The organism is Candidatus Bathyarchaeota archaeon, from assembly GCA_026014745.1.
In the GTDB taxonomy this organism is placed as follows: domain Archaea; phylum Thermoproteota; class Bathyarchaeia; order Bathyarchaeales; family Bathycorpusculaceae; genus Bathycorpusculum.
The window spans coordinates 256,752-279,662 of sequence record JAOZHS010000001.1 but is presented as its reverse complement, the minus strand read 5'-3'; the positions used below and the strand labels follow the sequence as shown (position 1 = coordinate 279,662).

At 48.0% G+C, this 22,911-nt stretch carries 23 protein-coding genes and 1 pseudogene; 5 read left to right on the top strand and 19 right to left on the bottom strand.

Translation table 11 applies throughout. The features are described 5' to 3' along the window. Positions 1–36 precede the first annotated feature (36 nt). Positions 37–693: a hypothetical protein gene (locus tag NWE92_01530; GenBank protein MCW4028313.1), complete on the top strand. Its 657-nt coding sequence runs from the start codon at positions 37–39 to the stop codon at positions 691–693. A 14-nt stretch (positions 694–707) separates the two neighbouring features. Here NWE92_01530 and NWE92_01525 read toward each other — a convergent pair whose 3' ends face one another. Further along, entirely contained in the window at positions 708–1,322 is a 615-nt protein-coding gene (locus NWE92_01525) for a superoxide dismutase (protein ID MCW4028312.1), read from the bottom strand. Positions 1,323–1,852: 530 nt separating this feature from the next. Here NWE92_01525 and NWE92_01520 point away from each other — a divergent pair. Further along, positions 1,853–2,356: a rubrerythrin family protein gene (locus tag NWE92_01520; protein MCW4028311.1), complete on the top strand. Its 504-nt coding sequence runs from the start codon at positions 1,853–1,855 to the stop codon at positions 2,354–2,356. Between the two features lie 77 nt (positions 2,357–2,433). On the opposite strand, the gene NWE92_01515 is transcribed toward NWE92_01520, so the two are convergent. Next, complete coding sequence (locus NWE92_01515; GenBank protein ID MCW4028310.1) at positions 2,434–3,624, bottom strand: flavodoxin domain-containing protein; 1,191 nt, start codon at positions 3,622–3,624, stop codon at positions 2,434–2,436. Positions 3,625–3,770: 146 nt separating this feature from the next. On the opposite strand from NWE92_01515, the gene NWE92_01510 reads away from it, so the two are divergent. Then, positions 3,771–4,421 (top strand): thioredoxin family protein, encoded by a 651-nt coding sequence (locus NWE92_01510; GenBank protein ID MCW4028309.1) that lies wholly within the window; start codon positions 3,771–3,773, stop codon positions 4,419–4,421. A 29-nt stretch (positions 4,422–4,450) separates the two neighbouring features. On the opposite strand, the gene NWE92_01505 is transcribed toward NWE92_01510, so the two are convergent. The 5 genes from NWE92_01505 to NWE92_01485 all read right to left on the bottom strand — a co-directional run bounded on the left by NWE92_01505 (position 4,451) and on the right by NWE92_01485 (position 10,237). After that, positions 4,451–4,687 carry a YHS domain-containing protein gene (locus NWE92_01505; protein MCW4028308.1) on the bottom strand — a complete coding sequence of 79 codons (237 nt, stop codon included), beginning with the start codon at positions 4,685–4,687 and terminating at the stop codon, positions 4,451–4,453. Between the two features lie 37 nt (positions 4,688–4,724). Continuing rightward, positions 4,725–7,160: a heavy metal translocating P-type ATPase gene (locus NWE92_01500; GenBank protein MCW4028307.1), complete on the bottom strand. Its 2,436-nt coding sequence runs from the start codon at positions 7,158–7,160 to the stop codon at positions 4,725–4,727. Between the two features lie 247 nt (positions 7,161–7,407). Continuing rightward, positions 7,408–7,683: a peptidylprolyl isomerase gene (locus tag NWE92_01495; GenBank protein MCW4028306.1), complete on the bottom strand. Its 276-nt coding sequence runs from the start codon at positions 7,681–7,683 to the stop codon at positions 7,408–7,410. A gap of 475 nt (positions 7,684–8,158) precedes the next feature. Next, the gene (locus NWE92_01490) at positions 8,159–8,338 is read right to left on the bottom strand and encodes a 4Fe-4S binding protein (GenBank protein MCW4028305.1); all 180 of its coding nucleotides are present in this window, start codon (positions 8,336–8,338) and stop codon (positions 8,159–8,161) included. A 57-nt stretch (positions 8,339–8,395) separates the two neighbouring features. Further along, on the bottom strand, positions 8,396–10,237 hold the full coding sequence (locus tag NWE92_01485; GenBank protein ID MCW4028304.1) for a hypothetical protein: 1,842 nt from the start codon (positions 10,235–10,237) through the stop codon (positions 8,396–8,398). Between the two features lie 225 nt (positions 10,238–10,462). On the opposite strand from NWE92_01485, the gene NWE92_01480 reads away from it, so the two are divergent. Then, entirely contained in the window at positions 10,463–10,819 is a 357-nt protein-coding gene (locus NWE92_01480) for a hypothetical protein (protein ID MCW4028303.1), read from the top strand. Positions 10,820–10,833: 14 nt separating this feature from the next. Further along, complete coding sequence (locus NWE92_01475) at positions 10,834–11,220, top strand: CTP-dependent riboflavin kinase (GenBank protein MCW4028302.1); 387 nt, start codon at positions 10,834–10,836, stop codon at positions 11,218–11,220. On the opposite strand, the gene NWE92_01470 is transcribed toward NWE92_01475, so the two are convergent. The 12 genes and pseudogenes from NWE92_01470 to hisG form a co-directional block, all read right to left on the bottom strand. After that, on the bottom strand, positions 11,217–12,719 hold the full coding sequence (locus NWE92_01470) for a CoA-binding protein (GenBank protein MCW4028301.1): 1,503 nt from the start codon (positions 12,717–12,719) through the stop codon (positions 11,217–11,219). The genes NWE92_01475 and NWE92_01470 overlap by 4 nt on opposite strands. Positions 12,720–12,822: 103 nt before the next feature. Then, the gene (locus NWE92_01465; GenBank protein MCW4028300.1) at positions 12,823–13,671 is read right to left on the bottom strand and encodes a coenzyme F420-0:L-glutamate ligase; all 849 of its coding nucleotides are present in this window, start codon (positions 13,669–13,671) and stop codon (positions 12,823–12,825) included. Between the two features lie 10 nt (positions 13,672–13,681). Further along, the gene (locus NWE92_01460; GenBank protein MCW4028299.1) at positions 13,682–15,082 is read right to left on the bottom strand and encodes a hypothetical protein; all 1,401 of its coding nucleotides are present in this window, start codon (positions 15,080–15,082) and stop codon (positions 13,682–13,684) included. 71 nt (positions 15,083–15,153) lie between these two features. Beyond that, entirely contained in the window at positions 15,154–16,209 is a 1,056-nt protein-coding gene (gene amrS, locus NWE92_01455) for an AmmeMemoRadiSam system radical SAM enzyme (protein MCW4028298.1), read from the bottom strand. A gap of 113 nt (positions 16,210–16,322) precedes the next feature. Further along, a pseudogene (gene hisI, locus NWE92_01450) lies at positions 16,323–16,658 on the bottom strand (phosphoribosyl-AMP cyclohydrolase). Further along, on the bottom strand, positions 16,655–17,458 hold the full coding sequence (gene hisF / locus NWE92_01445; GenBank protein MCW4028297.1) for an imidazole glycerol phosphate synthase subunit HisF: 804 nt from the start codon (positions 17,456–17,458) through the stop codon (positions 16,655–16,657). Before hisF ends, hisI begins: the two are co-directional and overlap by 4 nt. Before the next feature lie 4 nt (positions 17,459–17,462). Next, positions 17,463–18,197 (bottom strand): 1-(5-phosphoribosyl)-5-[(5-phosphoribosylamino)methylideneamino]imidazole-4-carboxamide isomerase, encoded by a 735-nt coding sequence (gene hisA, locus NWE92_01440; protein ID MCW4028296.1) that lies wholly within the window; start codon positions 18,195–18,197, stop codon positions 17,463–17,465. Between the two features lies 1 nt (position 18,198). Beyond that, a complete protein-coding gene (gene hisH, locus NWE92_01435) occupies positions 18,199–18,804 on the bottom strand; it encodes an imidazole glycerol phosphate synthase subunit HisH (GenBank protein ID MCW4028295.1) in 606 nt (201 codons plus the stop codon). Further along, entirely contained in the window at positions 18,805–19,380 is a 576-nt protein-coding gene (gene hisB / locus NWE92_01430) for an imidazoleglycerol-phosphate dehydratase HisB (GenBank protein MCW4028294.1), read from the bottom strand. It abuts the gene before it with no gap. Position 19,381: 1 nt separating this feature from the next. Further along, positions 19,382–20,500 (bottom strand): histidinol-phosphate transaminase, encoded by a 1,119-nt coding sequence (gene hisC / locus NWE92_01425; GenBank protein MCW4028293.1) that lies wholly within the window; start codon positions 20,498–20,500, stop codon positions 19,382–19,384. After that, the gene (gene hisD, locus NWE92_01420) at positions 20,497–21,801 is read right to left on the bottom strand and encodes a histidinol dehydrogenase (protein ID MCW4028292.1); all 1,305 of its coding nucleotides are present in this window, start codon (positions 21,799–21,801) and stop codon (positions 20,497–20,499) included. Before hisD ends, hisC begins: the two co-directional genes overlap by 4 nt. Continuing rightward, positions 21,774–22,772 (bottom strand): ATP phosphoribosyltransferase, encoded by a 999-nt coding sequence (gene hisG / locus NWE92_01415; protein ID MCW4028291.1) that lies wholly within the window; start codon positions 22,770–22,772, stop codon positions 21,774–21,776. The genes hisD and hisG overlap by 28 nt, the downstream gene beginning before the upstream one ends. Positions 22,773–22,911 lie beyond the last annotated feature (139 nt).

Genomic DNA, 22,911 nt, shown 5'->3' with positions numbered 1-22,911 from the left:
TGCTCAATGGCTGCCAATAACTGCTAGGCGCTAGCTATGAGTCAAGAGCTAAAGGGCAAAATGGTAGTTGTTGGTCCAGCAGATGCTTCGCTTAAAGTCACCGACATAGTTGAGCAGATACTTGCCGAGATAATGCAAACCGGCGAGGTGAATGTCGCGGGTGTCGGGGACGGAATATTTTTGGTTTGCTCAGCCATGAACATGGCAACTGAAATCGCTAAAGTATACCTCGACGACATAAGCATCGGCAACATAGAATCCGCCACTTTGGGCAAGGCACCAGCCATTTTAGCACATCTTTCACAGAAACCAATTTGGGATTATCCGGGCGCAGCGGTTCAAGAAGAAAAAACACTGGAGAATATTGAGGAGCAAACAGTGAGTGTTAGCCGCGCTGCTACCATGGAGCGACTGTTAACGATTTGTTTGCTGCGGTTAGCGAAGTTTGATAAAATCAGAATCGTCGCGGCTGGCGGCTCGATAAACGATGCGGTTTATCTTGCTTTAATGTTGACTAAGGGGCAGATAACCAAAGAGGCTGTCGGAACAAAACTTGTGCACCTCTACTCGATTAGCATGCGAAATGACCCCACTAAAAGCATCGCCGCCCTCTCAGTGTATCTTCAAAAAGGCATCACTACAGAGTGGACTAAACGGCAAAATGACTTGCTCAAGAAGCTGTCGGAAAAATAAAGAAAAGAAGAGAGTTACTTTACTAAGCTTAGGTTTTTGTTGACGCGGTCCCAGTTCACGATGTTCCAGAAGGCATCTACGAATTTGGGACGTTCGTTTTTGTAGTCAAGATAGTAGGCGTGTTCCCAAACATCGAGTACCATGAGCAATTGGAAGCCTGGGTAGAGGTTGACGTTGTGTTTTTCAATCTGGAGGATAAGTGGCCTTGCGATGCATGGATGCATTGCGAGTGCAGCCCAACCGGAACCCTCAGTTGTTGCTGCGGCTTTTGAGAATTCTTTTTTGAAGCGTTCGAAACTGCCAAATTCTTTGTTTAGGACATCTGCTATTGCTCCGCCGGGTTGACCTCCGCCGCCTTTGCCTGCTGGAGCGAGGTTTTCCCAGAAAATCGAGTGTAAAAGGTGTCCTCCAACGTTGAAGGAGAGGTCTTTTAGCAGGGCTTTCATGTCGGCTTCTGCGTTTTCTTGGCGTGCTTTGTCAAGTTTTTCGAAATCGGCGTTGGCGCCGTTTACATATGCTTGGTGGTGTTTGTCGTGATGTAGTTTTAGTTGCTCTTCAGATATGTAGGGTGCCAGAGCGTTGTAGTCGTATGGTAGTTTGGGTAGAGTAAATGATTTTACTTTCTCCATGTTCTTCACCAAAAATCAAAAGTGTCAAAGCCAAAAATCACTAATATACTTTGCTTTAGCGTCCAACCCCTGACATGTTTGGCGCTTCGAGCAGTCTGCTGCTTTACATGCTTTCACAGTAGATCAAAAATTTGTTTGTGCCCTGTTGTGGTGTGGTTCTTGTGAGAAAAAAGTCAGTTTATACATGCTTCCACACCCACTTGGCAGCGGTTTTTAATATGCTTCTATGTTGGGCGTGTGGTAAAATCTGGTTATGCCACACTCAAACAGAGGCAAAAAAACGTTGCAAACCCAAAAAGCAATTGCACCCTACTGTTATCTTGTGGCATCCCGTAAACCGCAACAACCACACAAAGAGATAAAACAAAAAAATGTTCCACTGATAAATAAGAGGGGCAGATCTCAGAGAGGTACAGCAGCCACCGCCTTGTCAGCTCTAAAATTGCTGTTGAGCCTAACATTGCCAGTTTAGTGGTCGGCAGCTAATTCCTTATAACTTCGTGTAGCTATTCATCTCTTAGTGATTATTTATGGCCAAAACTGATGAAAACCTAAAAGCTGCCTTCGCTGGCGAATCACAAGCAAACCGCACATACCTTGCATTCGCCAAAGCCGCAGAAAAGGAAGGCTTCCCACAAGTTGCTAAACTCTTCAAAGCAGCAGCAGAAGCAGAAACCATCCACGCACTCAACCATCTCCGTGTGATGGGCAAAGTGAAAACAACCGCAGAAAACCTCAACGCTGCAGTTACAGGCGAAACCTACGAATTCACTAAGATGTACCCCGAATTCATCGAAGCAGCCAAAGCTGAAGGCAACAAAGCCGCCCTCCAAAGCTTTGACTCCGCCAACAAAGTAGAGCAAGTACACGCTGAACTCTACAAAAAAGCCGCTGAAAGCGTAAACGCCAAAAAAGACATGCCAAAAGCAGACATCTACGTGTGCCCAATCTGTGGAGACACCTTCGTAGGTGAAGCACCAGACAGGTGCCCAGTCTGCGGCGCTCCAAAGGCGTCCTTCAAAAAAATCGAGTAGGCAGTTTAAGCCTAACAATTTTTATTTTTTTAAACCCAAAATCCAGCGTCTAGGCTTAAACAAAAAGAAAAGAAAGATTAGGCTTTGACTTTTTGGGCGATTTGCACGCCGAAGTCAAAACATTTTTTGAGTTCTTCCTCGGTTGGAACCCACTTTAACTCGACACTGGGTTCGATGACTTCGAAGCCTGCTTCCTTAGCCATCCTGACCATGCCGCGAACAGCCCCGCCGCCCCAGCCAAACGAGCCGAAGAATCCCCAGAGTTTACCTTTAGGCTTCAAACCCGTAATGTAGGTCATAAACATGCCAACTGTAGGGAACATGCCGTTGTTGAGGGTGGGTGAACCGACAAGAACTACTTTTGCGTCGGTTATTTCGGTGACTATATCTGTGTTTTCTCTTGTGCGTAGCTTAAAGAGTTTGGTTTCGACGCCTTGACTTGCTATGCCGTCCTCGATTGCACGCGCCATCTTGTTGGTGCTATCCCACATAGTGTCGAAAACGATAACTATTTTCTGTTTAACACTCTTGCCAGTGCTCCAATCCAAGTAGGCGTTTACGATTTTCATGGGGTCCTTGCGCCAAATTATGCCGTGGCTAGGAGCTATCATGTCGATGGGTAACTTCATGGCAACGACTTCCTCGATTTTCTTAACAATCAAGGGTGCAAAAGGCGTGAGGATGTTTGAGTAGTAGGTGATAGCTTCTTCCATGAGGATGTTCTGGTCCACTTCGTCATCAAAGCGTCCTGAACTCGCAAGGTGCTGACCAAAAGCGTCGTTGGGCATCAGGATTTTATCTTCAATTAGGTAGGTGAACATGCTGTCAGGCCAATGCAGCATCGGAGCCTCAAGGAAAGTAAGTGTTTTCTTGCCGAGGCTTATTTTGTCGCCTGATTTTACGGTTTCAATACGTTCGAATTCTTTGCCGTAATGTTTGATGAGTTCTTCTTTTCCGCGGGCTGTGGCGAAGATTTTGGCGTTTTTGGCGAGTTTAGCGATGATAGGCAGACTGCTTGAGTGGTCCATTTCTACATGGTTTACTATGATGTAGTCAATTTTTTCTAGGCTGGTTAATTCGGTTATGTGTTCGATGAGTTCGTTGCAGAAAGCTGCTTTTACGGTGTCGACTAACGCGGTTTTTTCGTCTTGCACTAAGTAGGCGTTGTAGCTTGATCCACGTCGGGTTACGTAGTCATGGAAGTCCTTTATGTTCCAGTCAACTACGCCGACCCAGTTTATTCCGTCTTTAAGCGTAACTTTTACCATACAAATTGCTCCAAAACGTTAACTAGAAAGGGTTCCCCAGCGCAGTATTTGAGTTTTGTTGCAGCAGGGCCTAAACCGCAAAGTTATATGACTCAAGCAAGTTAGGTAACATGAGAGTAGCATGCAATTTTGTGGAGCCCACGTCTATGAGTTTACTTCCAGATGACAAAAAAGAATTACTCAAAAAAGAGTTCCAAACCCAACTAGTCGACCCAGTTAAGCTTGTCATGTTTACCCAAGAGTTTGAATGCCGCTATTGTAGCGACACCAAAAAACTCGCCCAAGAACTCGCCGCCCTAAGCGACATTGTAACGCTGGAAGTGCATGATTTTGTGTCGGATGCTGCCAAAGCCAAAGAATACGGAGTTGACAAAATCCCCGCCCTAGCCATAATTGGCAAAAAAGACTACGGCGTACGCATCTACGGCATCCCATACGGATACGAACTCCAAACCCTCATCGAGGCGGTTCTCAACGTGTCAAGGGGCAAAACCGACATATCCGACAAAACCAAACAGATACTGGTGGACATAAAAACGCCAGTGCACATCCAAGTCTTCGTCACTCTAACCTGCCCTCATTGCCCCTCTGCAGCAGTCACCGCACATAAACTCGCCATCGAATGCGACAACATCAGAGCCGACGTTATCGAAGCCAACGAATTCCCCGCCTTAGCCATAAAATACAACGTCATCGGCGTACCCAAAGTGGTAATTAACGATAAAGAAGAGTTCGTGGGAGCCTTCAACGAGACCCTTTTTGCGGAGCAAGTCCTTTTGGGGTCACTTAAAACTTGAAAAATTAAAAAGGGGTGTTTGGATGTTGCTTAGTGGTGGTGTCCGCAGCCGCATCCGCAGCTCTTGGTGTCTTCGCCTTCGTGGTGGTGATGATGCTGGTGGTGCTGGTCCTCTGAGATTTCAGCGTTTATGTAGAGTTCGGGTTCTGCGTCGAAGGATTTTTTGCATCCTGGAGCACAGAAAAAGTAGGTTTTGCCTTTGTAGATTGATTTCCACTTTGCAGTTTTCTCGTTAACGTCCATGTTGCATACTAAATCTTTAGCCATAAACAATTCACCTCCTCAACCATTGTTTTGGTATTACTTAGAGTTTTGGTTTAAACCGCCTCAGAAGCGACGCGTTCGTCACCACGGTGACTGAACTACTTGCCATAGCAGCCGCAGCGTAAACGGGGTCAAAGAGCACATGCAGCACAGGATAGAAGACTCCTGCGGCGAGGGGAATGAGGAGGATGTTGTAGAAGAATGCCCAGAACAGGTTCTGTCGTATTTTACGCATGGTGGCTTGGCTGAGTTGGATGGCTACTACGACGTCGCGTAGGTCGTTTTTGATGAGCACAATGTCTCCGGTTTCGACGGCTACGTCGGTTCCGCTGCCCACGGCTATGCCGATGTTTGCCTGCGCCAACGCGGGAGCATCATTAATTCCGTCTCCGACCATGGCGACGACTTTGCCTTCGGCTTGGAGCTGTTTGATTTCGTTGGCTTTTTCACTGGGCAACACCTCAGCAAACACACGGTCTACACCGACTTGGCTGGCGATGGCTTGGGCGGTTCGCTGGTTGTCGCCAGTTATCATGATGACTTCAAGCCCCATCGCCTTGAGGGTTTTTACGGCGTCGGTGGAGTGTTCCTTTAGGGTGTCGGCAACAGCGATTATCCCTGAGAGTTCTTTGTCCACGGCGAGCAGCATTGCGGTTTTACCTGCCCCTTCGAGTGCAGCCATTTGGGCTTCAACTTCGGAGATGGCGATGTTGTTGGTTTCCATGAGTTTACGGTTGCCCAAAAGCACCCTTACACCTTTGGTTTGGATTTCCACGCCATAACCAGGGAGAGCGTTGAAGTCATCAGGCCACTCAACAGATATTCCGCGGTTCTCGGCGGCTTTAACTATGGCTTCACCTAGGGGATGTTCAGAGTTTTTCTCCGCCATAGCGGCTAATCCCAAAAGCGCCTCTTGAGACAAAGCTTTGCTGGGTCTGTTTAGTGCTATGATGTCGGTGACTTCGGGTTCGCCTTTTGTGAGGGTTCCGGTCTTGTCAAAGACTATGGCTTTGAGTTTATGGACGGTTTCTAGTGCTTCACCGCTTTTGATCAGGATGCCGTTTTCGGCGCCTTTTCCGACACCAACCATGATGGCTGTCGGAGTCGCCAACCCCAACGCACAGGGACAAGCAACGATCAGCACAGCTATGAACACTGTTAATGCGAAATTGAAGGTGGCACCCAACAGGAAGTACCAGACCAACGCCGAGACGGTGGCAACTGTTATTATGGTGGGCACGAAGTAGCCTGCGGCTATGTCGGCTACGCGTTGCACGGGGGCTTTGCTGGTCAGGGCATCTTCAACGAGGTTGATAATTTGAGCAAGCACCGTGTCTTTGCCGACTTTAGTGGCTTGAAACTTGAGGACACCAGTCTTGTTTATGGTAGCGCCGACAACGGCGTCGCCGACCCGTTTCTCCACTGGAATGCTTTCGCCTGTGATGACTTTTTCATCAACCGCTGAGTATCCTTCAGTGACTTGTCCGTCGACGGGAATTTTTTCGCCTGGCCGCACAACCACTATGTCGCCGACTTGGACTTCTTCGACGGGAACTTCCTGTTCGATGTTGTCGCGGATGATGCGTGCGGTTTTGGCTTGGAGCCCCATTATTTTGCGTATGGCTTCTGAGGTTCGGCCTTTGGCGATGGCGTCGAGTAATTTGCCGATTAAGATGAAAGTCATTATCATCGTTGCCGTATCAAAGAAAACGGCAGCACCAGGAAACATACTGGGTAAGAAGGTGACGACAGTACTGTAGATGTATGCTGCTGAGGTGCCCATGGCGATTAGGGTGTCCATGTTGGCGGTTTTGTTCCGCAGCCCCTTGTAGGCGCCGACATAGAAGGTCCAGCCTACCACGAATTGGACAGGGGTGGCAAGCAGAAACATCAAGATGTTAGTCTGTTCCATAGGCAACGGTGAAAGCCACATCAGAGCCATTATGGGGATGGTGAGCAGGATGCTTGCGGCTAAAAGGATTTTTAGGCGTCGGATATGGCGTTTGCGTGCTTTGGCTTCTGCGTCTTCGGCGGCTGCTTTCTGCTCGATGACTTCGTAGCCGACGTCTCGGATGGCTTTTTTTATGGCTGGAAGGCTGATTTGTTCAGGGTTGTATTCGACTATGACGCGTTCGGCGGCGAAGTTGACTACGGCGTGGTAGATGCCTTCGCGGGGGTTGAGCACTTTTTCTATGGTTTTGGCGCAGTTGATGCAGCTCATGCCGCCTACTTGTAGGCTGACTTTCTCGTGTATGACCTGATAACCGGCTTCGATGACAGCGGCTTCGATGGCTTTTTGGTCAACAAGGGTGGGGTTGTATTCGATGATGGCTTTTTCTGCGGCAAGGTTGACTGTGGCGTGGGTGACGCCGTTTAGTTTGTTGAGTTGTTTTTCGATGGTGCGTGCACAATTGATGCAGCTCATGCCGCCGATGTTGAGTACTATTTTTTTTGTTTGGGGTTGGGTCATAGTCATGCCTTGGGTGTTGTTGTTATATTCTTGGGGTTTTAAACGATATAAGTATTTCTTTTAAAGATATATCTTTATTCAACAAAACCGTCAAAAAATAAACCACCCCACAACCTATTTGGAGCCTATTAGAAACTCTATGCAGAAACCTATAGGGGGTAGGTCACTTTAGTGGCATCCAAGACCAAAAACAACCACAAAATAAGAATGTCGGATTCCCGCGCAAATGTCGGAGGCGCCAAAAAGACGGAAACTATTCGACTCGTTTTATGATGTGGTACCCAAACTTGGTCTTGACTGGACCCGATGTTTGCCCTTTCTCGAGTTCAAAGGCAGCTTTTTCGAATTCTTTGACCATTTTTCCTCGGGTGAAGGTGCCGAGGTCGCCGCCTTTTTTGCCGGAGGGGCACAGGGAGACTTGTTGGGCGATTGCGCCGAATTTTTCGCCTTTGTCGAGGCGGGCTTTTACTGCTTTGGCTTCGGTTTCGGTTTTGACTAGGATGTGGGCACAGTGAACTTTGTCGGGCATGAATGAGGCTAAATGAGGTTTTGGCATATAACTTTTTCTTTATTTAAGCGGCAAAAATTTGACTAAAATGGACCCGTTTAACATAACACAATAAATCAGCAGCATAACTAAATCTATACAGTGTCCCTAAATTTACACATAAATGTAAAAACTCCCAAATGGCGAGACAGGGCTTCTTCGAACTTCGAAGTCCCAGCCAACATAATTGTTATAGCACAAACAGGCAATAAGTGAAAGTATGTACTCCGAAATCCCAGTCATCGATGCAGAAGAAAACGAAAAACTTGACCGCGTCACCGCAGAACAACTAGCCCTAATAATCGAGTTCCTACTAAACATAGAAGAAGACTAACCAGTCTCAATTTTAAGGTTTTTAGGCAGACAAAAACCGCGACGCCACACAGTTAATTGCTAAAAAATGTTTAGGCTAAAAAGGGAATCTCTCTCAGAAGAGAGAGCAAAGGATATTTTTGATTTACTCGATTACCTGAATTGCACCTTCAGGACATTGTGCCTCGCAGGCCCTGCAAACTAAGCATTCGCTTGCTTTTGTGGGCACTGACTTGCCGTCTTTCATTTCATAAACACCGACAGGACAAGTGTTGACACAAGTTTCGCATCCAGTACATTTGGCATCGACAACAATTTTTACCATTTTGTCTTACCTCGCTGCAATATTTCTTTGAAAAGCCCCTGCGTAAAATAAAAGTGTTTAGGTGACTGACCCGATTTTTTCACGTAAACGTAGCAAAATTCCGTTTATATTTGATTCAGCTCTTTCTCTACGTTTCTGGTAGTCCAAAAGGGTCTTTTTATAGTAGTCTAGGGGCAACTCGCCATTGCTGTAGCGTATATCGAGGTTACGGATGTTACCTTCTGTCTCAGCTAAATCTGCCTCTGCCGCATCAAGCTGCTTAGCGATGTCAGCATAGACGCTGCTTGATTGCCGCATAATAGCCTTCGTACGCTCGGAGTTACGGACAGCAGATTTAATTTTGCTTTCCACAGCTCGCCGTTGCACCTTGTATTGCCGTCTTTGAATCTTGCCTTTCGAAGCCTTCGAATCCAAAGCCTTAAGCTCAGCACTCAAATGCTTTCGGTCATCATACACATCCATGAAGTTATTAATCAACTCAGCAGTTACGCGCTCGTCAGGTCCGACTTCAATGGCAACTTCAGGTTCCTCTTCCTCCACTTCATCGATCGGGGTTGAGGTTATCGGGAATCTTGTTTTTGTCTTTGCCCTTCTGGAAAAGCGCAGGCTTTGCCCAAAGCCAGCGGGCAGGTGTTTATTAACAGCAAACATGGCAACGCAACCAACTGCAGCCAACAAGAAAGCCCAAAAGGTAGGTTGCAGGGAAGCCCACACCGCATTGTAGGTGTATGCAAATTGGAGCATATTTTCTTGAGGTACGCTCGAATCCACGGGGCTTACGCCTTGACGGGTTATGGTGAAGGTGTCTTGGAAGAGGTTGCGGGAAAGCGTGGAAGATGTGTCAAGGCTGCCTGATTGGGGACTGATGATGGTTGCCCCTTCCGGAGGATTAAATACAACTGAGGCATGGTTCACGTAATAGAAGAGTTGAGGAAACAGCATAAAATCATCAAGGACATATTGCGAGCCCTGCATAGTTACGCTGGGCAAGTTGTATTGGACGGTTAAAAGGGTTAGTTCGTCTTGGGCGACAAAAGACAACAGGGTTGCATTCGCCAGTTTGGTGTTAGCGTTTGCTGAGTCGCCCACAAGTGCTGGCAGAGTTTGACCAGCGTTGTCTGTAATTAGTATATTAGTAGCGTCTGGGGGCACGTTAAACGCAAAAGAGTAAAGAGGATTAGTTGAGTTGTTAACGATGACATATTTGTCGGAGACAGCGACATTTCCGGCTGAATCAACATTTACCGTTCGAGTTAAGTCGCTAATCGTCATTATCTGCATTGAACCCAGCGGCACTTGAAAACTCGCCAAACCAATCGCATAAGTATATGCGGGCAAGCTGGTTTTTTGGTAATTAGCCGCTTTGACTGCACCATCATCTTTAGCAATTGAGATGCTAAGGGGGGTACTTGGGAAGACCACATGAACGTTGCAGGTCCCAACAGGTTGGGTTAAGACGGGGTAAGCGGGGAAATCTAGCACAAGACCAGATGTTGTCTCAGTGATAAGCTGGTTGGATAAGGTGAAAGATACAGTAAAGGTACTGGGATAGGACCCTTGAAAGTTAACTTGCGCCCCATAGAAGCCGCTATATTCTCCAAGTTGCACGCCTAAATCCATCTCGTATACGTGATTGTCATCGTAGGCGACTGCTTCAAGCACATTAGCGCTATACTGATAGGGCAACCCAATTAGAAACTCGCTCGGTATCTGTCCCGAAATATGGATTGTGTCGGAGACAACCACGTGACCAGAATAAAGAACATGAATTTGGTGATCCACGCTGTCTATGCTGTAGCTGCCGGTCTGGGCAGAAACCAAAGCGTAAGGCAGAGCAAGAGCCGAAGTAGCGAGCAGAGCTAAAACCGCTGCCGACAGGATTGCAGATTTGCCCTTCACCAAATTCACCCAAGAGAGTTGATGTTATGTTTATGATACCTTATTATTTACCTTTGCCGTAAGCGGAAAAATTTCTGTACAAAGGGGCAAAAACGGAAAATACCCCACAAAAAAGCGCCGGCAGTTGATGAAGCACGAAACTCCAATCGTCTAAAGCCGTGTACGTTTATAGGTAAAATTAAAAGGGGGCTGCCGACACATAACCTATCAATCGGTGAATAAGGCATGAGTGTTTCTGTTAGTTATGAACCCTTTAAAGAAATCGTAGTCATGGAAAAAACCAGATTCAACAGCCCAGAAGAAATTGCACGATTCACCTCGGTTATAGCCGGTGGAAAACTAGCAGGGCTCTACTGGGCAGACGGCGTCGTGTTTCTCTATTTCCCCCTCACCGCATCAAACACAATAATCGCCAAAGAACTGCTCGAAAAACGCAAAGTATACTGGACATATGTAGGATACGCACCGATGCCTAAATACACACAAATCATCGAAACCAAAGAAAAAATGATTGTCCCAGTCGTCGACATCTCCGCAGACTCCATTCTCAAATCAGTTGCGCAGTGGCTCAAAGACCAATAGCGTGAAAATCAAGGTTGCCCACCCTCAGCTTCGTTGGCACCGTCTTTTCAGGTTCAGGACAGGGAAAAAGGTTTATCGAGTTGCCATGGGTAAACAGGCAAATTGCGGCTAATCTGGGTTTTTTACCCTACCCAGGCACCCTAAACATACGTTTAACCTCCCAAAGCACACAAAAAAGAAATAAACTAGAAAAAAGTGAGGGGATTTTGGTTGAGCCAGCAGAAGGCTACTTTTTAGGTGTACTCTACCGCGCACTTATTGAGGGGTTAGAATGTGCGGTTGTTGTTCCTAAGGTTCCAAATTACCCTGCGGATGTTTTAGAAATAATTGCGCCCACTTATTTGCGTGAGCAACTAAAGTTGGGTGATGGAAAAGAGGTAACTGTCGCGGTTATCGTTTAATGGATGATGTTTTTTGCTACACGTTTATGAGCTGCAATGTAGGTGTCTGCGACGCCAAGCTTTTTGAGGTGTAGACCGTATTTGACGAGTGCTTTCATGGCGTGTGCTGCATCTTCTGGAGACTCAAAGGATGGAACGCTGAGACGGTCAAAGCGGCTGCGGGTATAGAGGGCCATTTCGGTTTCGCCGATGTCGCACATAACGATGGGTTTACTGTATTTGGCGGATACTTTGGCGATGTCTTCGATGTATTTTTCTCGTAAGCCGGGCATGTGATGTAAGCCTAGCAGGATGATGCCGTCGATTTCTGCGTCTTGGAACATAAGTTCAGCAGAAACAGTGAATTGGTCATCGGTGACTGAGCCTGTTAAGTCAACGGGGTTGTGTGTGGCAGCGATTTTTAGAATCTGGTTATTCTCTTTGAGTTCGTCGAATTTTTTGTCGGTTTCAGGGGCAAAGTGGTTAACGGTTAAACCCAATGTTTCGAGTTCGTCAACACACATGACTCCAGGTCCGCCGGCGTCGGTAAGTATGCCGATGTTTATGCCTAACGCAGGGGGCTGCATTGCTAAGGCTTTACCTACCGCGAAAAATTCTTCCATATTATAGGCGCGGATGATGCCTGTTTGTTCAAAAACAGCGTCGTAAACTTTGTCTGAACCAGCAATGGCGCCTGTGTGTGAACTTGCTGCCCGTGCACCAGCATTGCTACGGCCTGATTTCATCACGACAACAGGTTTCTTTGCGGTGACTTTCTTTGCTATCTTGATGAAGTCTTTTCCGTCTTTAACGTCCTCAAGGTAAGCAAGGATAACATCGGTTTCGTCATCGTAGAGAAGATAATGAAGGATGTCGGCTTCGGAGACATCACATTTGTTACCAAAACTAACGAATTTGCTAACACCCATCTGGCGACCAGTCAAATAGTCCAATGCAGCACAACCGAAAGCGCCGCTCTGAGTTATCATGGCAATGTTACCAGGCATTGGGCGGGGTGTAGCGATGACGTCTTCACCTGTGCTCAGAACCTTTGTTTCGGGAAGGAATAAAGTGTCAACACCAGTCTTTGAATAATAGATACCTAAACAGTTGGGACCTAATAATCGGATGTTACCTTTCTTGGCTGCGGCGACAACTTGGTCCTCAAGGTCCTTGTTGCCGACTTCTTTGAAACCAGCACTAATGATAACGGCGGTTTTTGTGTGTTTTTTAGCTGCTTCCTCTAAAACCGAGGGCACAGCCTTTGAGGGAACAATAACAACAACTAAATCTAACTCGCTTGGAACGTCACTTAGGGTTTTGTAACATTTTAAACCTAAAATAGAGTCTTCGCCGGGGTTAACTGGGTACAAGTCCGCTTTGAAGACGCCACGTTGCTTGTTTGTGGCCATGTTTTTGAAGATAACGTGTCCTGCTTTGTCGACCTTTTTTGTGGCACCGACGACTGCTACTGATTTGGGGTTGAAGAACGCGTCTAATCTTTGTAGTGACTCTTCCATATGAATCCCATTTCCGCTAAGTGCTGTTAAGTCTTATTTTTATTTGTTATCCTCCGAAAGGGCATTTTATGTTCGGGCTAAACTGTTTTTGAAGCTATTTAGACTATTGAGTAGGCTTTTTTCGGATGATGACTATGGGTTTATGCTTAACTGTGGACAGCATATTCCAGCTAACTGCATCGGCAGATACATGGAACCGTGCAGCCATGTCCCAAACGGTCGCGCCAGACCCTGGACCCCGAGCGCGGTCAGCGATGTTAGTTATGGTTAGAGCGGTACCCGCGGAGAGGTTTGCACCTGCAACTGCTAGTGGCGTTGAACTACGTTTTAATCCTAAAACGCGTCCAACCACAAAGGGCACCACGCCACCCGATGAATAGATTCCTTTTAGGGGGTTAGGTCGAGGGGTGAAATAAAAGTTGTGGAACCGATAGGTTTTGTCAGTGTCAGCTATGATAACGCAAACCAGTTTGCCCAGTCGCCGACGTATTTCACGTTGAATCTGTTTTGCTAATTCGTCAGCATTTTTTAGCGGCAAACTCACGAAGGAGTAAGCCAAGTTGGAGCCATCGATGCCGCTTTCGGACCCGAACATGAGCGCCTGCAACAGCCCCGCTTGTTCCAAAGCCAGTTGCTTGTGGCGGCTGCCTAATTCGGGAGGGTAATTGCGGAGGCGTACCAGTAGGCGTTGCCCAAAACCGCAGAGCACGCCCAAGCCGTAGCCCCAAGCAAACCGCATCCAAACTCCCCCAACAAACTTGGAGTTCCCGCTTGGAACCACAGTGCTTTCATCAACAATATTACCCAATGCGGTCGACAGCGCCTTTTCAGAAACCACCACAAAGTCGCCGTCTACTATTTTGCCCTTCAGAGCCCCAACTATCTCGTCGAGGTAGGGGCTGTTGGGTTTCCAGTAACTGGTCGAAACCGCCAACGCGCAGTACTTGGTCATTCTGGTCTGTTTAGGTGCGTCGTCTATAGAATAACATTACTACGGTAACCGCAATCAGCAGGGCGCCGACGAGGGTTATTGTGGAGAATTCAGGGATAGCGGCCGTTGGCACAGGTGTTGGAGAGGGAGTTTTTGTGGGAGCAGCAGTGGGGTTAGAGTTGGAGTTTGAATTTGAAGATGATTGGGAAGTCGGAGCAGCCGTAGGCGTAGGCGTTGAGTCAGCAACAAAAGTCGCTGAAACCGTCGTAACACCACCAACATCTTGGACAGTATAAGACGACACTGCACCAACAGACGACCCATTAACAAACACATCAGCAACGTGATAGCCACTGTCAGGGGTAATGGTGAAGGTTTGGCTGTCGCCATAATTGAGACGATTAATTCCACTTGAAGAAATGTAGCCACCAACAGTAGCTGAGGTTAAAACATACGTAGGAGCGTTAATATTAGGTGAAATTAATAAAGGGCTGTAAGCCACAATGCCCAAGTTATAATCTTCGTTATAATCATAAATTTTTTGATTTACTCCTTGTATATCTGTGGTTCCCCACCAATTATAGGGTGTATTAACATGAATCGGTAGCTCGTTCTTAAAGTTGTAATCGGTGTTGTCAAAAATATTGTTATTTAGAATTTGACAATAACTTTCGAAAAAACTTGTGGTAGTTACAATTCCTATTGTGTTATTAGTGATAGTGTTGTTTTGAATTTCAGTAGGCGCCGATCTAGGCGGGAAAAAGCAAGTAGAAACAAGTCCTATAGTGTTATTTACAATTAGGTTTCCTGAGATTGTTGCGCTACAAAAATCATTGACGTAAACTTGGATTCCAACGGAACACCCCGAAATTACATTGTTTGAGACAGATGCATTTTCATTACCCAAACCTAAAAAAATTCCTTGAGAGGTAATAGTGTTGTTTGAGATTGTTGGTTCACCACTGTCAACTTTAATGCCTCGGGTTATTGTATTATTAATAAGGTATGGAGCAGAACCTTCAACAGTAACACTTGAGTTGACATACGCGTCTTGAATTATGCAACCAGTATTTGTGGATTGGTTCCAATTAGTGCTGTATTGAGTAAATATTATTTCCCCATCGTCAAAAGTTGTAAGATTGCCGGCGGTTCCTAATACTTGTAATGTACCGTTAACCATCATATAATATGTGTTCAAATTAACAAGCACACCCGATTGAATTGTTAATGTTACGCCATTTTTTACAAGTAAATTTCCAGTAAGGATATATGGGCTGTTTGCTTGAGTCCAAGTAGCATCTGAGCTGATTATACCGCTTAACTCGGCAGTTGCCGATACGGTATCAAGATTGAAAGCAGAAAAAAGGACTAAACCCCAAACAATGATAGAGATTAAGAATAGGGCAAGGAGCAAATTTCGTTTCATAGCCAACCCTGCAAGAGGTTGGATGATTGGAGTTATAACGTTTTGCCAAGGAATTGAATAAGTACGTGTTTTTTAGGTTAGAAGAGAGCGTAGGGGAAGCGTTGCATGTTCTCGTAGAGTTTGCCTTTTATGGGGATGAGGTGTCCGCAGACGGGGCAGTGCATGTCGTCGGTGAGGTTCCACTGAGTGATGTCAAAGGCGTCTCGTTTGATGACTGGGGTGTCGCAGTTGGGGCAAATGGTGTTCTCGCCGGGGTGTCCGGGGACGTTGCCGATGTAGACGTAGTGTAGACCTTGGTTTCGGGCGGTGAGGTAGGCTTGCTCCATTTCCTGTACGCTGGTTGCGGGGGTTGTGGTTAATTTGTAGTCAGGATGAAAACGCAAAAGATGAAAAGGCGTGTCGACGCCGATGTTGTCGCGTATCCATTTAGCCATCTCGCGGATGCGATCCAAGGAATCGCCCATTTTTGGGACTACGAGGTTTGTGATTTCTATGTGTACGCCTTGAAGTTTGAGTTCTTTTAGTGTTTCATAGATTGGTTCCACGCTGGGCACAGACATTACGGAGCGGTAGAAGTCAGGGTCGGCGCCGCCTTTGAAATCCACGGTTGCCGCATCAAGGTAGGGCGCGATGGTTTTGACGGCTTCAGGCGTCATGTAACCATTGGTAACAAAAGTGTTGAAGAGACCGGCTTCATGTGCGAGTTTGGCGGTGTCGTAGGCGTATTCCATAAAGACGGTGGGTTCGGTGTAGGTGTAGCTGATTCCTTGGCACCATGCGTTTTTGGCGGCTTTGACCACTTCTTCGGGTGGGAAGGGGTTGCCGGGGGCTTCGTGGTCTTGGCTTATCATCCAGTTGTCGCAGAATTGGCATCGGAAGTTACAGCCCGCCGCGGCTATAGACATAACCAGCGCTCCGGGATTGAAGTGACTTAGGGGTTTTTTGCCGATAGGGTCTACACATGCGGAAACGGCTTTGCCATAGTTAAGTGCAAACAGGGTGCCGCCCTCGTTTTTTCTTACCAAACAAAATCCAGTGGCTCCGTCGCTGATTAGGCAGCGTCGGGCGCAGAGGCAACATTTGACTTTGCCTTCTGGTTGACGTTCGTAGAGCATGGCTTCATGCAAAGACATAGCAACACACAAAGAATAGAAGACGATTTTTGTTTAAAAGCATGACTACAAAAGCTAACTGCCTAAGAGAAGGCTAAAAGAATAGAAGAGGGGTTTGCCTTGAAGGCAAGTTAGAGGAGTTTGTTGTAGAAGCAGCTGTATTCGCCGGTGTGGCATGCGGGGCCAGTTTGCTCAACTACGTAGAGTAGTGAGTCGTAGTCGCAGTCTGTGCTTACAGAGATGACTTTCTGCGTGTGTCCGCTGGTTTCGCCTTTGACCCAGAGTTCGTTTCTGCTGCGGCTCCAGTAGGTGGCTTTTTTGGTTTTTAGGGTGTGTTCGACGGCGTCTTTGTTGGCGAAGGCTTGCATTAGGATGGCTTTGGTTTTGGCGTCTTGGACTATGACGGGGATGAGTCCGCCGCCTTTTTTGAAGTCCAACTTCTCAAGCAGTTCAGTTGGGTTGGTGGTCATGTTCGAATAGTCACCCCCATCTTGCGCAAGTAATCCTTCACGACAGGAACAGGGTATTGGTTGTAGTGGAAAATCGAGGCAGCAAGTGCCGCGTCGGCTTTGCCTTCTACGAATACGTCAAGGAGGTGTTTGGGTTCGCCTGCGCCGCCGCTTGCGATGACAGGCACGTTGACGCGTTCGCTGATGGCTTTGGTGAGTTCGATGTCGTAGCCGTCTTTGGTTCCGTCGCAGTCCATGGAAGTGACCAAGAATTCACCTGCACCCAGACGCTGCGCTTCCAAAGCCCAAGATATAGCGTCGATGCCTGTGGGTTTTCTGCCGCCATACGTTACCACTTCAAACCAAAGTTTGCCCTCTTTGGTGTCTACCATGATTTTGCCTTCCGTGGGGGTTCGGTTGCGTTTGGCGTCTATAGCGCAGACCACGCATTGGCGCCCGAACACGTCGGCTAATTCGGTGATTAGTTTTGGGTTTTCAACTGCGGCGGTGTTGACGGAGACTTTGTCTGCTCCGCTGCACAAGACGTTTCGGGCGTCTGAGACGCTTCGGATGCCTCCGCCGACGGTGAAGGGGATGCTTATGGCTTTGGCGACGCCTTCTACGTATCGGCGCATGATGTCGCGTTTTTCGTGTGAAGCGGTGATGTCGAGGAAGACGAGTTCGTCGGCGCCTTCGTCACTGTAACGTTTAGCCATCTCAACGGGGTCGCCTGCGCATTTGGGGTTGAGAAAGTTGATGCATTTGACGACTTTTCCGTGATCTACATCAAGACAGGGTACGATGCGTTTTGCTAATGGCACAGTTTTAGGCTCCTAGTTTTGTTATGGCTTCCTTTAGGGTGAAGCGTCCCTCATATAGAGCTTTCCCGATGACAGCGCCATCGACATTGATTTCTCTGAGTGCAGCTAAATCGCCGATGGTACCGATGCCGCCTGCCGCGATGATTTTGATTTTGGGGTTTTCGGTAGCTGTACTTAGCGTCTGCAAATCGGGGCCGTTCAGCATGCCATCCTGCGCTATGGAAGTTATAAGAAAGGTTTCAACGCCCATTTCAGTGTATTTTTGGAGGGCATCATCCACGGTCATTGCAGTTTTGGTTTGCCAGCCTTCAATCATGATTTGCCCCTCGCGATTATCTAATGCAACAATGGCTGAGTCGTAACCGAAACGTTTCTGGATTTTTCCAATAACGGCGGGGTCGCTGTGAGCAAGGGAGCCCAATATGACTTGGGCAATGCCTACTTTGAGGAGTTTTTCGGCTGCTTCGTAGCTGCGGATGCCGCCTCCGACTTGAATGGGCAGCGAGATGTTTTTTGCGATTTCAGCGATGACCGCGCGGTTGTCTCCGATTCCGAAAGCTGCGTCTAAGTCGATGATGTGGAGTTTGCCTGCGCCTTCGTCACGCCAACGCTGTGCGGCTTCCAAGGGAGTGCCGAATTGGTCTTCGTAACATTTGGCGGTTTCTGCTTTGCCGCGGGTTAAGCGGACGATTTTGCCGCCCATTAAATCAATTGCTGGAATAAGTTGCATAGGCATCATTTCACTTTGTTACGGTTTTGGCGAAGTTTTTGAGGATTCGTAATCCGACGTCGCCTGATTTTTCGGGGTGAAATTGGGTGCCAAAGATGTTTTTGCTACAGACCGAGGAGGTAAAGGTTGTGCCGTAGGTGGTGGTTGTGCAGACTATGCTTGAGTCTGTGGGTTGGGGGTAGAGGGAGTGAACGAAATAAACGTAGGTGTTCTCGGCGATGCCATCAAAAAGTTCGTTTTGCGCCTTGAGGTCAAGTGTGTTCCAGCCCATGTGTGGAACCTTAACGGTGCTGGGTAATTGGAGGCATCGTCCTTTGAAGAGGGCTAAGCCTGTGCCGGGTCCTTCCTCGCTGGTTTCAAAGAACAACTGCAACCCCAGACAGATTCCCAGAAGCGGCGTGCCCTCTAAGACTTTGGTCTGCAGGGTTTCTTTAACAGCGTCGAGTTTGCCGGAGGCTGCGGTGAAGCTGCCTACACCAGGCAGGGCGATGGCGTCGGCTTTTGCTAATTCAGCCGCGGTGGTTCCAACAGATGCATCAAAACCTGCTTTATCTAGGGCAGTTTTGAGGCTTAGCAGGTTGCCTACGCCATAGTCGAATATGACTGCATTGGGCATTTAGATAACTCCTTTGCTACTGGGTACGCCTTTACGTCGGGGATCCATGGCGATGGCTTGCCTGAGCGATAATGCGAGGGCTTTGGTGGCGGCTTCGGCTTTGTGGTGGTCGTTGCTGCCGTATTCGACGAATATGTGGATGTTAGCTTGCAGCGTTTGGGTTAGGGACTCGTAGAAGTGTACGATGTCTTCTGTGGGCATTTCTTCGACTTTTCGTCCGCGGAGTTTGAGGTCAAGTTTGAAGTAGGGGCGTTTGACGAGGTCGATGGCGGCGATGGCGAGTGAGCAGTCCATGGGGACGGCGGCGCTGCCGAAGCGGACGATTCCTTCGCGGGTGCCCAGTGCTTTGTTTAAGGCTTCGCCTAAGCCAAGCGCTATGTCTTCGACCATGTGGTGCACTAAATCGCCTTTGACCGATGCGGTTATGTCGATTAGGCTGTGTGTAGCCAGTGAGGTTAGCATGTGGTCTAGAAACGGCACAGTGGTGTTTATGTTGGCTTTGCCTTCGCCGTCTAGGTTCACGGAGACTTTTACTTCGGTTTCTTTGGTTTTACGGTAAACCTCTTCACTTCGCATATCAATCACTCTGAATCTGTTTTAATTCCTCGATTAGTTTCTGGTTCATTTCTGGCAACCCAACAGTGACACGGAAGCAGTTATCGTACTGGAGGAGTTTGCCCCATTTCTTGAGCATAATCCCCCGTGCCATCAGCTTCTTGTAAACTTCGTCAGCGGGTTTTGCCGTGTTCATCAAGATGAAGTCAGCCTGAGAATCAAAGGCTTCTACGCCCTCTATTTGGTTGAGGGCTTTTATGAGTTTTCCCCGCTCAGCCTTCAACGCCGCAACCGCGGTCCGCATAATTTCCATGTTCTCAAGCATTTTAATCCCCATGCGAATGGTGAAGCCACTCACAGGATAGGGGAGGGGGGCTTTTTCGGTGAGGATTTTGGCGAGTTCAGGATTCGCAACAGCATAGCCGAGGCGCAGCATAGCCAATCCGAAAGCTTTGGAGAAGGTCCGCAGAATAATCATGTTGGGGAACTCGCGAATGCGGGGCACAAAGGAATAGTCGGCAAATTCGCCGTAGGCTTCATCTAAGATGACTATGCCGGGGAAGGCTATGGCGAGGGTTTCGATGTCTTTGGGGTTCATCTGGTTAGCTGTCGGGTTGTTTGGTGAGCAGAGGTAAAGTAGGCGGGTTTTGTCAGAAAACTTGGCAAGCAATTCGGGCACGTCGAGTTGGAAGTCGCTTTTCAGCGGAACCGTGACATATTCGCCTTCTTGGCGTTTGACGCAGAGCCGCGGAATCGCAAATGACGGCGCAAATGAGAGGGCAACATCGCCCTTTTCGACAAAGAGACGTATCATACGGTCCAGTAGTTCGTCGCCTGCATTGCCGATTACTATGTACTCTTTGGGGACGCCCATGTAGCCTGTGAGTTTCTCTTGGAGCTTGGGCACTTCATCCTCGGGGTACATACGCAAATCGATTTCGTCAGCCAACTCCTTAATCAGCGGGATTTGCTTGGTGCGGTCGACGAAGAGGTTCTCGTTGAAGTTGAGTTTGACGATTTTGGATTGGTCCACGCCGATTTGCTTCGCTAACGTTTCAGGTGTAGCACCTGCCGAGTAGCAGTCGATGGCTTGCAGTTTAGCGATTTTCTGCGCTATCCACTTTTGGTAGGCTTCGCTCATTTTTGGAACCTCGCGTTTATGGCTTTGTAGTGATTAGGAAGGTTCTCGGTGTCGGTGAGGATTTTTACGTTTGCCCGAACTTTATCCAGCCCATCCTTGGAGGCTTCAACTATGCTGACGCGGCGCGTGAAGTCAAAGACGGATAGAGCCGAGAAGGATTGGGCAAAAGCTCCTGTGGGAAGCACATGGTTGGTTCCACTCGCGTAATCGCTTAAAGGAACGGGGCTGTAGGAGCCAATCAAGATTAGGCCAGCGACGAGTTTATCAGCTAAGGCGGCAGCGTTTTGGGTCATGACTTCTAAGTGTTCAGCCGCGAACTGGTTAGCTAAACGCACCATATCCTCCTCGCTACTACAGGTTATTATAAAACCGTATTTGCTGAGGGATTCACGGATTTTCTCGCTTCGCTCCGCAGACGCAGTGAGTTCAGCGAGGTTTTTCTGAACCGACTGGGCAAACGCCACCGATGTTGTGATTAATCCGGCGACGCTGTCGGTTCCATGTTCCGCCTGCGAAATCATATCATACGCCACTAGCCTTGCATCGGCTGAGTCGTCGGCTACGATTAAGACTTCACTGGGACCAGCAGGCATGTCGATGGCGACGTCGGTTGAGACTTGGACTTTGGCGGCGGTTACGTATTTGCTGCCGGGACCGACAATTTTGCGCACGGGCTTTATGGTCTGGGTGCCATAGGCTAATGCAGCGATGGCTTGGGCGCCGCCTACTTTGTAGACTTCGTCCACGCCGCAGATGTCAGATGCAACCAACACTAAGGGGTTTACGTTGCCCGAGGAATCCGATGGTGAGCACACCACAATTCGTGGCACGCCTGCGACTTTTGCTGGAACCGCGGTCATGACTACGGTGCTTGGATACGCGGCTTGTCCGCCGGGAACGTAGCATCCGACACTTTCCAGTGGGCGGAGTTCTGTTTGGATTTTGATGCCGTCGATGTTGGTTTGGGTTGGGGGGGTTAGTTGCTGTTTTTGGTAGGTTTCGACACGTTGCTTCATGAATTCTATGGCGACGACTTGTTGGGGGCTGACTTTTTGGTAGGCGTCTTTGATTTCTTCTGTGGATGCGCGGAGGGTTTGGGGGGTGAGGGTTGCTTTGTCAAATTTGGCTGCAAACCCAATGAGTGCCTCATCGCCCTCTGAGCGGACCTGTGTTATGATGGCGCGGACAGTGTCTTCGACTGCTTGCGCTGCTTTTTCGTCTGTTTTTTGCCGTTTAAACCAGTCTGGGGGTAATGTTTCTGTGTTCCAGACTGCTAAGGTTGGTCCTTGCAGCATTGACATTCGCTTCTCCGTGCAATCTCATCAAGCGCCAGAACCTGCCGAGGCTCATACACGACTAGACCCTGGGCGATTTTTCTGATTTTGGGCAACAACTCGATTAAGCAGTCCTTCTCAATAACAGTGTTAACGCTGACCCAACTGTCATCTGCCAAAGGCGCGATGGTTGGGTTCTTTAACGCGGGCAACTCGGTGAGCAAAGTTTGGAGGTCTGCTTTTTTGACGTTAACAAATATATGGATTCTTTTCTGCCCATCAACTACACCCTTGAGCAAAGCGACTATGTCGTAGATTTTTTCGCGTTTCTCAGGGTCTTCCAGCGTTTTTTTGTTAGCGATTAGGATGGCGCTGGATCTCAGGACGGTGTCGATTATTTTGAGATTGTTGGCTTCGATGGTTGTGCCTGTTTCGGTTACATCCATGATGCAGTCGCTGTTTTCCGGCGGCTTAGCTTCCGTTGCGCCGAAGCTGAGGAAGATTTTTGCTTTTGCGTTATCGCCTTTTCTCCACCACGGCGTTACAATCATGGGTTCAGCGTCGCCGAAACGTTTCTTGTAGTTGGGTTGGCTTTTGAGGTATTCACTGGCGATGTTGAGGTACTCTGTGCTTACGCGGAAGTTGCGGCCTTGAGACCAAACGTTCTCCATGTAGTCGTTCATGTTATTTTGGGGAACGTCTTTGGGAACGGCGATTACGAGGCGGATTTTTCCGTACTCGAGGTTTTGAAGGATTTCTACGTCGGCGCGGTTTTCTTTCACCCAGTCTTCGCCTGTGATGCCTAAGTCTTGAAGGCCTTCATTAACAAATACGGGGATTTCCTGGGGGCGTAGCACTTTCATCTCGATTTGGGGGTCGTTGATGGTTGGTCGGTAAGTGCGATCTGAGGCGCCGATTTTGAAGCCTGATTTAGAGAAGAATTCTGCTGTTGCTTTTTCTAGAGAACCTTTGGGTATGGCAAATTTTATTTTATCCATAAATTTTTTCACCTAAACTTTTAGAGATATATCTAAGGGTTGTTTGTTTTGCGAGAACGTTGAGTTGCGGGGTTGCGCGGAGTTTACAATAACAAAACGTGTTTAAGCTTTCAATGAAGGCAATCGCCTTGTATGAACG